This window comes from Mucilaginibacter sp. (assembly GCF_039207105.1).
Lineage (GTDB): Bacteria > Bacteroidota > Bacteroidia > Sphingobacteriales > Sphingobacteriaceae > Mucilaginibacter.
Genome location: NZ_JBCECK010000147.1, coordinates 1 through 12,170, shown reverse-complemented (window position 1 = coordinate 12,170; position 12,170 = coordinate 1). Strand labels below are relative to the sequence as shown.

Annotated in this window: 12 protein-coding genes; 5 read left to right on the top strand and 7 right to left on the bottom strand. The window is 43.7% G+C overall.

The window, feature by feature from the left end:
* On the bottom strand, positions 1–1,191 hold a 1,191-nt coding region (gene pepT, locus AAGC65_RS21105; RefSeq protein ID WP_343114443.1), incomplete at its 3' end, for a peptidase T.
* A 76-nt stretch (positions 1,192–1,267) separates the two neighbouring features.
* Between pepT and AAGC65_RS21100 the strand changes: the two genes are divergently transcribed.
* The 4 genes from AAGC65_RS21100 to AAGC65_RS21085 all read left to right on the top strand — a co-directional run bounded on the left by AAGC65_RS21100 (position 1,268) and on the right by AAGC65_RS21085 (position 4,815).
* Positions 1,268–2,014 (top strand): hypothetical protein, encoded by a 747-nt coding sequence (locus AAGC65_RS21100; protein WP_343114442.1) that lies wholly within the window; start codon positions 1,268–1,270, stop codon positions 2,012–2,014.
* Positions 2,011–2,373, top strand: a complete 363-nt coding sequence (locus AAGC65_RS21095; protein WP_343114441.1) for an MmcQ/YjbR family DNA-binding protein — start codon at positions 2,011–2,013, stop codon at positions 2,371–2,373. The genes AAGC65_RS21100 and AAGC65_RS21095 overlap by 4 nt, the downstream gene beginning before the upstream one ends.
* Before the next feature lie 66 nt (positions 2,374–2,439).
* Positions 2,440–4,185, top strand: a complete 1,746-nt coding sequence (locus tag AAGC65_RS21090; RefSeq protein ID WP_343114440.1) for a M14 family zinc carboxypeptidase — start codon at positions 2,440–2,442, stop codon at positions 4,183–4,185.
* A complete protein-coding gene (locus AAGC65_RS21085) occupies positions 4,186–4,815 on the top strand; it encodes a rhomboid family intramembrane serine protease (protein WP_343114439.1) in 630 nt (209 codons plus the stop codon). It begins immediately after the preceding gene.
* Here the strand turns inward: AAGC65_RS21085 and AAGC65_RS21080 are convergent.
* A complete protein-coding gene (locus AAGC65_RS21080; protein ID WP_343114438.1) occupies positions 4,784–5,773 on the bottom strand; it encodes a hypothetical protein in 990 nt (329 codons plus the stop codon). The genes AAGC65_RS21085 and AAGC65_RS21080 overlap by 32 nt on opposite strands.
* 143 nt (positions 5,774–5,916) lie before the next feature.
* Between AAGC65_RS21080 and AAGC65_RS21075 the strand changes: the two genes are divergently transcribed.
* Positions 5,917–6,927, top strand: coding sequence for a dipeptide epimerase (locus AAGC65_RS21075; protein WP_343114437.1), 1,011 nt, complete (start codon positions 5,917–5,919; stop codon positions 6,925–6,927).
* Between the two features lie 76 nt (positions 6,928–7,003).
* Here the strand turns inward: AAGC65_RS21075 and AAGC65_RS21070 are convergent, their stop codons facing one another.
* The 5 genes from AAGC65_RS21070 to fdhD all read right to left on the bottom strand — a co-directional run.
* Positions 7,004–7,801 (bottom strand): alpha/beta hydrolase, encoded by a 798-nt coding sequence (locus tag AAGC65_RS21070; RefSeq protein ID WP_343114436.1) that lies wholly within the window; start codon positions 7,799–7,801, stop codon positions 7,004–7,006.
* Positions 7,802–7,897: 96 nt separating this feature from the next.
* On the bottom strand, positions 7,898–8,758 hold the full coding sequence (locus AAGC65_RS21065) for an AraC family transcriptional regulator (RefSeq protein ID WP_343114435.1): 861 nt from the start codon (positions 8,756–8,758) through the stop codon (positions 7,898–7,900).
* Between the two features lie 90 nt (positions 8,759–8,848).
* Positions 8,849–11,173 (bottom strand): FdhF/YdeP family oxidoreductase, encoded by a 2,325-nt coding sequence (locus AAGC65_RS21060; protein WP_343114434.1) that lies wholly within the window; start codon positions 11,171–11,173, stop codon positions 8,849–8,851.
* A gap of 11 nt (positions 11,174–11,184) precedes the next feature.
* Positions 11,185–11,538 (bottom strand): DUF7009 family protein, encoded by a 354-nt coding sequence (locus AAGC65_RS21055; RefSeq protein ID WP_343114433.1) that lies wholly within the window; start codon positions 11,536–11,538, stop codon positions 11,185–11,187.
* Positions 11,522–12,170 (bottom strand): formate dehydrogenase accessory sulfurtransferase FdhD (gene fdhD / locus AAGC65_RS21050; protein ID WP_343114432.1); only part of this gene is annotated, 649 nt, incomplete at its 5' end. The genes AAGC65_RS21055 and fdhD, both read right to left, overlap by 17 nt.

Below are 12,170 nucleotides of genomic sequence, written 5' to 3'. Positions count from 1 at the left end.
ATCCTGTACCGAAACCCATTCCTGCTTGCTATGAAACGCATGCTCACCTGCAAAAATATTAGGACAAGGCAATCCCATAAATGATAGCCTTGAACCATCGGTACCGCCTCTTATACTGCAAAGTTTGGCAGTTAAACCTGTACGGTTAATGGCTTCCATCGCGTAATCAACAATTTGCGGGTGCTCATCCAGTACATTTTTCATGTTACGATACTGCTCGCTAATGGCCAGTGTATAGGTTGATGACGGATATTTCTTTAAAACCTCATCAGCCGTTTTACGGATCACGGCGGCATGACTGCTTAGCTTTTGCTCATCAAAATCACGCAGGATAAAATCTACTGTGGCAGTTTCCACATGCCCTTCAATGGATACAGGGTGTATAAAACCTTCCCTTCCCTCCGTATGCTCCGGTGATAGGTCACCAGGCAGCGCAGCTACAACCTCCGCGGCAATTTTAATGGCGCTTTCCATCTTACCCTTAGCAAAACCTGGATGTGAGCTAACGCCATTAATAGTTAGCCTGGCGCCATCGGCCGAAAATGTTTCGTTTTCCATGTTGCCGGCGCTTTCGCCATCCATCGTATAACCGGCAAATGCACCAAGCTTGGCAATATCTACATGGTCAACACCGTGGCCAACTTCTTCATCGGGGGTAAATAATATCCTGATCGTACCATGCTTGATCTCGGGGTGGTTCATCAACTGATAGCAGGCATCCATGATCTCGGCAACGCCGGCTTTATTATCGGCACCCAGCAATGTAGTACCACTGGCAGTTATGATATCATTACCCAACTGGTTTTTCAGGTCGGCATGATCAGACAATTTTATGATCTGAGTATGGTCGTCAGGCAATACGATATCCAACCCTTGATAACTTTTGTGGATAATTGGTTTAACATTTTTTCCACTGCAATCCGGCGCGGTATCCATGTGCGAGCAAAAGCAAATTACGGGCACCTGCTTTTCGGTATTGGCTGGTATAGTGGCATATACGTAACCATATTCATCCATATGCGCGTCGGTTACACCAATAGCCAGCAGCTCATCAACCAGTATCCGGGCCAAATCTTTTTGTTTTTCTGTAGATGGAAACGAAACAGAAGAGGGGTCAGATTGCGTATCAATGGTGACGTAGCGTAAAAAACGCTCCGTTACAGTAAAGCTTAGTGATGAATGGATATCCATAAAGGTAAATATTAGTAAAACTACCGGAGCCTATACTCCGGAGGTTTATTTTGTAAATATTAATTAAAATTTAGCTTTGAAAAAATTTATTCTGTTTTTTGTCCTGGCCCTGGCCTGTATCACTGTAAAAGCACAAAGCGGTTATAATTATTATGAATGGGGAGTTGGCGGCGGTGTTGGTTATGGGAGGGCTTATGCCGATACTAAAAGGCAGGATTATCATCCTATATTTAACCTTAACATCACATACAACTATAACCCTTACCTGCCTATAGCGCTCGAACTGCAATTCGGTACACTTTCAGGTGGCGGGCGTACCCGCGATAAGGATGCCTCCGGGCGGATATACAAAAACGCATTCAAAGCATTGGTATTTCATGCCGACCAGCAAATGGGCGATCTGTTTGATTATGAAGACAATGGATTTTTAAACGTGATCAAAAACTTTTATATTGGCACTGGTATAGGTGCTATATCAAACAATATGAAGGATATTCAGCGTACTAATTTATACGCAGAGAATGACGTGATAGGATCGCCGGAGGGCTTTCAGGGGAAGGACAAAAGTATTAACGTACTGATACCGCTCAGAACAGGTTATGAGTTTAAAATTTATGACGGATATGACGAGGTACGATATACCATTACCATTGGTTATGAGCACATTTACACCTTTGGCGAAGGGCTTGACGGATATAATGATAATCCACAAAAGTTTAAAAATAACGCGCCAGACCAGTATGCTCACTTTACTTTAGGTTTCCGGTACAATTTTGGTAATACGGTATCATACAATAAACTGATAAGGAATTTTCGCTTTTGAACATAGAAGAATTACGTGATTATTGCCTGCAAAAACCAGGAGCAACAGAGGGCTTCCCCTTTGGTGAGGATACCTTAGTGTTCAAGGTTGGCGGCAAAATGTTTTTACTTACAGGCCTTGAAAGCGGCAACAGCTTTAATGCCAAGTGTGACCCTGAGCTGGCTGTTGATCTGCGCGAACGCTACTCCGAAGTACAACCGGGCTACCATATGAACAAAAAAATGTGGAATACCGTTTATATGGATGGTTCATTAACGCGCAAACAGCTTTGCGAAATGATAGACCACTCCTATGATCTGGTGATTAAGGGCCTGCCCAAAAAGATACAAGCCGAGATTGACGAGATCAGAAACCAATAGTAAAAATCCCCTTACATACCTGCCTGCTTACTATACTAACCCTATATTTGGGCTACAACACACTTCATGAAAATAGTTTTATCAGCCTTATTTATTTGTTTTATTACTTTTCAGGCAAAAGCTCAGTTAACTCCGTTTGAGCTTAGTCAAGATAAAAATTACACTGCATCATATGCCCAGGTAATTGATTATTATCAACAACTGGGCAAACAACATCCACAGCAAATGAGGCTGTTTAACTATGGTACAACAGATGTGGGCAAGCCGCTTACCCTGGTGGTGTTATCACGCGATCAGGTTTTTGATCCCGAGCTCGTTAAAAAACAAAATAAACGTGTACTGCTCATTAACAACGGCATACACCCTGGTGAACCTGAGGGCATTGATGCCAGTATGATGCTGGTACGCGATATGCTGAAAAAAAATCAGCTGCCCAAAGATGTCGTGATCTGTATTATTGCCCTGTATAATATTGATGGCAGCCTTAACCGTGGCCTGAGCCGGGTTAGCCAGAATGGTCCGGTAGCTTATGGTTTTAGAGGAAACTACCGTAACCTTGACCTTAACCGTGATTTTATAAAGGCCGACAGCCGTAATGCCCTGGCTTTTGCACAAATATTAAACACCTGGAAACCTGAAATATTTCTGGACAACCACACAAGTGATGGCGCCGACTATCAGTATGTAATGACATTGATAGAGACCCAGAAGGAAAAGCAAAACCCCATCCTCGCAAACTATACTACCAAAACGCTTACCCCCTACCTGTACAGCCACATGAAAAAAAGCGGCTATGAAATGATACCCTATGGTGCGGGCGAAGAAGGCTTACCAGACTCAGGCATTGTGAGCTTTTTAGAAACCCCGCGTTTTGGTACCGGTTTTGCCGCGCAGCATAATATTATCAGTTATATCACCGAAACGCACATGCTTAAGCCTTTTGACAAAAGGGTATACGCCACTTATGATTTTATGCAGCACCTGATTACTATCAACCAGCGTGATGCCAAACTTATAGGTGAGCTAAAACAAAAGGCCGACGAGCAGGTAGCCCAACAAAAAACCTTCGCGCTAAACTGGGAGGTGAACCGGGAGGTTGTTGATACCATCACTTTTAAGGGTTACGCTGCCGGGCACAAAACCAGCGAGGTAAGCGGCTTACAACGTTTGTATTACGATCGTAACAAACCTTACACTAAAACCATCAAATACTGGAACACTTATAAGGTTACGGCTACAGCAGATAAACCACTGGCATACGTTATTCCGCAAGCCTGGGGTAAAGTTATTGACCTGCTTAAGCTTAACGGCGTAAAAATGAAGCAGCTGGCACACGATACCTCTTTAAACCTGCAGATGTATTACATTACTGATTATAAAAGCCCGCAGAGACCTTATGAGGGGCATTATCTGCATACCGGTGTTAAACTGAACCCGGTTAATATGACGGTTAAGTTTTACACAGGTGATTATGTGGTATACACAAACCAGCCAATTAATCGCTACATTGTAGAAACTTTGGAGCCGCAGGGAGTTGACTCGTTTTTTGCCTGGAACTTTTTTGATTCGATGCTAAGTGAAAAGGAACATTACTCCGACTACGTTTTTGAAGATATAGCCGCCGATCTGCTTAAAAAGGATCCGGAACTAAGAAAAAAGCTGGATGACGCGAAAAGCAAAGACCCTAAACTGGCCGGCAGCGCCGATGCTCAATTGTTTTTTGTTTACCGCAACTCGCCTTATTTTGAAAATACCTTTATGCGTTACCCGGTAGGCAGAATATTAACAGATACTAAACTTGATCTTAAATAAATGGAATACCTTTTACTGGCTCCTGTGGCCTCCGTATTATTTGTAATAACTATTATCACTTCATTAATTGCATTCTCTAACCAGGAACTGTTTGGTAAAATGATGCTGCACCCCTACAGCGTTTCGCGCGGACGGTACGTTTACACCGTTATTACCAGCGGCTTTATTCACCGCGATTGGATGCACTTGTTTTTCAACATGCTATCGTACTACTTTTTCGCCTTTCAACTGGAGCCTGTTTTAGGTAGCTGGCAGTTTGCAGTGTTGTATATGGTAAGCATGGTGTTAAGCGATATGCCATCGGTATTAAAGCATAAAGAAAACTACAATTACTATAGCCTTGGCGCATCCGGAGCGGTGAGTGCCGTTATTTTTAGCGAAATATTATACAACCCTTTAAGCCAAATGATGATACTGCCCATCCCGATACCTATCCCTGCTGTTTTGTTTGGGGTATTGTACCTGGTTTATTGTAGTTATGCCTCTAAGTACTCACGTGACCAGATCAACCATGATGCTCACCTTTATGGCGCTCTGAGCGGGCTGATGATCACCATTATTTTTCACCCGGGAATTTTACCAGGCTTTTTCCAACAAATTATCGAGCGAGTTCAATCTCTTGTGCACTAATAGTGCTGCCATCGGCCTTAAACAAAAAGCTCATGGGCTCCTCCGGGTTCTTGATGATCTCGAACAGGAGGAAGCCCCAGTTTTTCCAGAAGTTTTCAAGTACCTGCCCATAAACTTTGCCTACCCAATCATCAAACAAGGGTTTGCTGCTGGTACCGCGCAGCGGCATGGCTTCCAAATAAATGGTATCCTCTACGGGTAAAATATTATACTCGGGCAGGCGGTTAAACAAATAGGCCGAGTAAAAAAAGCGGGCGTTAACCTCTTCAAACTGTATGGGATGCAGCGTTTGGCCTTTAATTTTATCAAGCACTTCCCTATGATAGCTGGCATTAGCGCCGTTATCCTGCAGGCAAATGATCAACCCGAAATCTTTTATTCTTAATGAAAAAGTTAGGGTATTGATCTCGTCGCGGTAGCCAAAAATATCATCGGCATTATCAACCTTAAATAAAACCAGGCTAAAGGGTTTAAACCCGTCAAACTCAACCGGCAGGTTTAAGCTCTGTAACATCAGGTGCAGGTGACTAAATTTATGAATAATAGCCTGCGACATGTTAAACTCCTCGCCCTGCGAGTGCTGCAGTTTAATGCCCGATTGTATCTCGTTAAATATAATACCGTAAAGCAGTTTACCAGCCCACTGAAAAAGTTTCTGCTCATCCAGTTGTTTTACAGCTTCGTAACCGCTATCAAAAGCTGCGGCTATTTCGGCTTCCAGTGGTTCCAGAAACTGCTCGTTTACCGCGGCAGTACAGGGCAGCTTCAGGTCTTTGTAAGTGGCCATACTCTCGTCGAGCAGTTTAAAGGGCTTATCTTCCAGGCTGTAACGGCTCATGAGCCATTGCGGAAAAACCTGTATCTTTTCTTCTTCAGAATTTAAAGGTTGCCCGGTAAGGAAGCATTTATTATTGCTGAAATTAAAACGCTCGAACGGTGAATAAATTTGTGCCGACATGGGCGCAAAGATAAGCAGGATTATAATGTGCGGATATGCAGATGTGCAGATATGCTATTTTTTTACCTGAAACAGATTTTACAAAACTTCTAATATTATCTGCACATTTGAAATCTGCATATTTGCATAGCTGAAACTTTAACATGGAACTAACATATCAACCTTTTGAACTGCAATTAAAGCACGCTTTCACTATTGCCAAATTTTCGCGTACCTCTACCCCTATCATGCTGGTGCAAATTAAGCATGAGGGCGTAACCGGTTATGGCGAGGCCTCAATGGTGCCCTACATGGGCGAGAGCCATCAAACCGCTACTGAATTTTTGAGCAAGGTTGATATCAGCCAGTTCAGCTACCCGATTGATTTTGGAGCAGTGATCAACTACCTGGATAGCATTGCTCCGGGCAACCCTGCTATTAAAGCCGCTATTGATATTGCCCTGCATGACCTGGATGGTAAAATAAAGCAACAGCCTACGTGGCAACTATTGGGTAGCAACCCGGCCCTGATGCCGGTAACCAGTTTTACCATTGGTATTGATACGCCTGAAATGATCATCAAAAAAGTAAAAGAGGCCGAAGGTTTTAAAGTGATCAAGGTTAAACTGGGCCGCGATACGGATAAGGAACTCATCAGCACCATACGTTCAGTTACCGATGTACCGCTTTATGTGGATGCCAACCAGGGCTGGACTGATCTGCAACAAAGCCTCGACATGACCTACTGGCTGCAGGAACAAGGGGTACAATTGATAGAGCAACCCATGCTTAAAACAGACCCCGACAGTAATGCCTGGCTCACCGAACGCAGCCCCATCCCTATTATTGGTGATGAATCTGTACAGCGTTTTGAGGATGTGGATAAGGCCAAAGGCATTTATACCGGTATCAACATTAAACTCATGAAATCGGCAGGCATATATGAGGCCACCCGCATGATCAAACGCGCCAGGGAGCTCGATTTAAAGATCATGATTGGCTGCATGACCGAAACCAGCTGCGCCGCCCTCGCCGGCCTGGCCCTCGCCCCTCAATGTGACTGGGTTGATCTTGACGGCCCTTTCCTGGTAAGCAACAACCCCTACCAAATGCCTGACTTCGCCGATGGTAAGTATATTTTAAATGATGATGCGGGTTTGGGGATCCGTTTATAATAGCAAAATAACCAACCCAAAAAAGGCCACACGTCTTACCAGACATGCAGCCTTTTTAAAAACGAGCTACTTAAAATTATTTTGTTTCAGATGCTTTGGTTGCAGCTTCAATGATCACTTTGGCAACGGCATCAGGGTGTGAAATGAATACTACGTGGCTTCCTTTGATCTCGGTTACTTTTGAGCCGGCACGTTTGTACATGTTACGTTCAATATCAGGGTTAATGGCTTTGTCTTCAGTAGCAACTATACCGTAGCTTGGTTTAGTTTTCCAGGCAGCCTGGGTAATTGGGGCTACAAAACCTTTTACACCTACCGGGCCCTGTGAAGCATACATAAAGTCGGCTTGTTCTTTGCTCAGGTCGGCAGCAAAACCGGCATGGAATTTTTCTTTGCTGAAATAGATCAGGCCTTTATCGTCCGGAGGCAATATACCGTTTTCAGGAGCAGCTGGTAATGATTGTGCCACTTTTAAGGTTGTTTCGCCGTTATCAGGAGCAAAGGCGGCTATATAAACCAGCGCCGCTACTTTTGGGTTATTACCGGCTTCGGTAATTACGGTACCACCCCATGAGTGGCCTACCAAAATTACAGGACCATCTTGTTTATCAATAGCGTGATTGGTGGCGTCAACATCATCCTGCAGTGATGATAAGGGGTTTTGTACAACAGTTACATTATAGCCTTTTTTAACTAAAATGTTGTATACTCCCTGGTAGCCAGATCCATCGGCAAAGGCGCCATGCACCAATACCACATTTTTTACCGGTGTTTGTGCTTCGGCTTTAATGGTTGTACCAACTATAGTTGATAAAATGATTGCTGAGGCAGCTAAGCCCGATTTTAATTTGTTTTTTAGTGATTGAGTTTTCATATTCTTGTATGTTAAATTTTGATGTGTGAATTAACATTACAAAGATGCGGCAACTTTCAATCCTGCGGAATGAGTATACTTCCCGACCGCTTGTAATTATTTCCCTAATAGTGCAACACCTTTACTATTCCTGAACTCAGTTGGCGAAAAAGAGGTATGCTTTTTGAAAAAATTACTAAAGTAAGCGGCATCCTCAAAGCCCAACTCGTAGGTAATTTGCTTGGCCGATTTATCGGTATAAAATAATAATCGTTTAGCTTCTATCAATATCCTTTCCTGAATTATCTGGATAGGCGTTTTATAATTATACAAAGCAAAAAGATTGGACAGCGTTTTTGGCGACTTATTTAACCGCCCGGCATAATAACTTACGCTATGCTGAGTATGAAAATTCATCTCGACCAATAAGTTAAATTTACGCAGAATATGGAACCTGTCATCATTTAACTTTACATCCGGAAACTTACCTGCCCGGGCCAATTTGGTAACCATTGTTATTAGCCGTTTCAGCAACATCACCAGCATACCGTTTTGGATATCATCATGAGTTTTTAGTTCCTCAATAAATATATCCAGCAGTATCTGCAGTTTTCGCTGTGTTTCTTCGTCAAGGTCAATAAATAAATGATCGTTCATCCCAAACAGGAACCCTACGCAGCTTACTTCAGAATCATGATCGATTATACAGTAAAATTCACGGTTAAACTGCCAGGCCACCACATCACTTGCCCGTTCAAAATAAAACGACTGGTTATACAATAGTGGCAGTATGGTATTCGGCAGCAGATCGTACTCCGCACCATCAATGGTTATTGTTTGCTTTTCGCCACGGTTCCAGGCTATGGTAAAATATTTATAATCAAAGTCGCGGGTATAAAACAGGCGATCAATATTGGTTTCATTGTAAAGCAGCAGCAGATCGCCGCCCGTAGATTGGTCTGATACCGATAATTTCATAGTGACGATAAAGATATTATAAAATCACAGTATCTGTAAACGTACTATAAACCGGCCGAGAGTTTTACTTTTCTATAACTTTCCCGGGGCCTATACCGCAGCTACCGGCTGCACATGCTTTCTGATCTTTATTTTAACATATTTGGCCGCAGGCATATTGCTTTCGCCAACCACATTATTTACAGATATGAGCACATTGGTTTCGGGAAAATAAGTTACCGTATTGCGCTCCGGAACAGGGTACGGAACTACCACGAACAACCGGGCTACGCGTTCAATACCATCGTTAAAATTAAACAGGTCAACTTTTTCGCCGCTTGCAAAACCGGCTTTATCCATATCTTTCTGGTTCATGAATATCACCCGGCGCTCGTTTTTAATGCCCCTGTACCTATCTTCCAAACCGTAAATAGTGGTATTAAATTGGTCATGCGTACGGGTGGTTGCCATCATGTATTCATCATCGGCCAGAATGGTTACAGGAACCTTGTTTATGGTGAATGGTGCACGATCTATAAACTCATCGGTAATAAACTTTCCGTCGCGGGCTGCGTTAGGCAGGTAAAATCCGCCTTTTTCACGTACACGCACGTTATAGTTTTCAAAACCGGGGATGCATTGCTCTATAATATTTCTTATATCATCATAATTATTGGCATAACGATTCCAGTCAATTACCGACCGGCTGCCCAGTGTGGCAATGGCCATTCTGCAAACAATATGTGTTTCGTTGATCAGCTTGTCTGATACCGGCTGCAAAATGCCCTTAGATGATTGCACCACACCCATTGAGTTTTCTGTGCTGATAAATTGCGCTTCACCGTTTACGATATCTTTATCGCTTCTTGATAAGGTAGGTAAAATTAACGCCTCCTCCCCATGCACCAGGTGGCTGCGGTTCAGTTTAGTAGATACATGCACGGTGAGCCTTTGCCTGCGCAGCGCTTCGGCGGTAAACAAGGTATCGGGAGTGGCCGAAAGAAAGTTGCCGCCCATAGCAAAAAACACTTTCGCTTTTCTGGCATGCATAGCCCTGATGGCGTTAACCACATCGTAACCATGTTCGCGGGGAGGCTCAAAACCAAAAACCTCTTTTAAGCGGTCAAGCTGCTTTTGGGTAGGCTTTTCATTGATCATCATGGTGCGGTTACCCTGCACATTGCTATGCCCCCTTACCGGGCATAAACCGGCGCCGGGCTTACCTATGCTACCTTTAAGCAGTACCAGGTTCACAATCTCCCTCAGCATATCTACCCCATTGGGTTGCTGAGTAAGGCCCATACCCCAGCAAACTATAATTCTGTGTTTATGGGAGAGCATGGCTGCAGCCTCACGTAAAAGCTCAACAGATACACCCGCATCTACAGCCAGGCTTTCGATATCGTGACCTTTTAAATGTTCAATAAACTCATGGTAGCCTACCGTTTTGTCAGCTATAAATTGCTGGTCAAATACTTTGCCGGGCGTTTTCTGTTCAGCCTCATGTAGCAGTATTTCAATGGCTTTTAGCAAGGCCATATCACCATTTATTTTTACGGGCAGATAAAGATCGGCAAGCTGCACGCCGTTCCCCAAAACACCACCAATTTCCTGCGGATTTTTAAAGCCCATTAAGCCGGCTTCGGGCAGCGGATTTATAGCGATAATTTTAGCGCCATTCTTTTTACCCTTTTCAAGCGCGCTCATCATGCGCGGAGCATTAGTACCGGGATTATGCCCAATGATCACGATCACATCTGTATCGTAAAAATCATTCAGCGTTACAGTTCCCTTACCAATGCCTATGGTTGAGGACAAGGCAGTACCCGATGTTTCATGGCACATGTTAGAGCAATCGGGCATGTTGTTGGTACCAAACTCTTTGGCAAACAACTGGTACAGGAACGATGTTTCGTTACTGGTACGGCCTGATGTATAAAAAACAGCCTCATGAGGTGATTCCAGGGCGTTCAAATGATCAGCTATTTTTTTAAAGGCATCATCCCAACTAATGGGCTGGTAGTGGGTACCGCCTTTAGGCATATACATGGGCTCGGCCAGACGGCCTTTTTTGCCAATTTCAAAATCGGTTAAATTGGCCAGGTCAATTACGGAGTTCTGTGCAAAAAATTCGGCAGTTACCTTTTTGCTGGTGGCTTCTTCGGCAAGGGCCTTAGCACCGTTTTCACAATATTCACCGACAATTGAGCGGTCATCATCCGGATCGGGCCAGGCGCAGCTGGGGCAATCAAAACCACCTTTTTGGTTCATCACAAACAAAGCACCTGTTCCTCTGAAAGGAATACCTTCTTCCATCACATCACTAAGCGCTGCCACAACCGCCGGGATTCCCGCGGCTATTTTTTTAGGACCAGTAGCTTTTAAATGCAGCAGTTTTTCGGGGTTTTCAGCAGATGGTACATTGTTCTTTTCCATGACGGTACGCTTTAATTTTTTTGCAATAAAGGGTTGGGGTAATTATCGCTTTGGTCTTCATCCACATTATCCAAGCAGGTAAAATCCTTTTCAACCAGCAGATATATCGGGCCTCCCTTTTCTTCAAAACCCACCTTATCGGTATTTACCAGCTCGGTAATCATAAACGCCGGAATAAACAGCGTAATCACATTACTGGTGTATTCTGCTGTTAACGTATTGCCCTCGCTGGTTTTAATAGCGTAAGTAAGTGATTGTTCTAAAAAATTGGTTTGCTCCTGTATGTACCCCTCCCCTGCAAGGCTGTTAACATCGCTTTTGGTAAGCCGGTATCGCAGGGAGTTCCCTTTAATTCTTATCTTCATAATGAGCTATTAAAACACGGTGTTCGTGCGTATAAATATTAAAACGCTGCTGGCGTAAAAAACCAATCAGTGTAATTCCAAATTCAAGGGCAAGTTCCACCGCCAGGCTTGATGGTGCACCCACTGCAGCTATAATGCCAATACCGGCCATAGCAGCCTTTTGTATAAGCTCAAAGCTGGCCCTGCCGCTCAGTAACAAAACGGCTTTGTTTAGCGGGAGCCAATCATTGTTAAAAGCTGCCCCTATTAATTTATCAAGCGCGTTATGCCTGCCAACATCTTCGCGTAACAGCAGCAATTCGCCATTGAGCGAAAACAGGGCGCACGCATGCAATCCCCCTGTGGCATCAAAAACGGTTTGGTGCTGACGAAGACGATCGGGCAAGTTGACCAACACTTCCTGACTAATGGAGCAATGATCCTGGTGATCGGGTTGGAATGAGCTAACAGTTTTGATGGCTGCTATAGAGCCTTTTCCACAAACACCACAGCTGGAGGTAGTATAAAAATTTCGGTCTGTATGTTGCAGATGGGGAGTAAAACTTTCATTTAGTTCAACCTGAATGACATTTTCTTTATTTTCTGCACAGGCAATAAAGCAATGATCCACAGATGCTAAATGAGCGCGACTG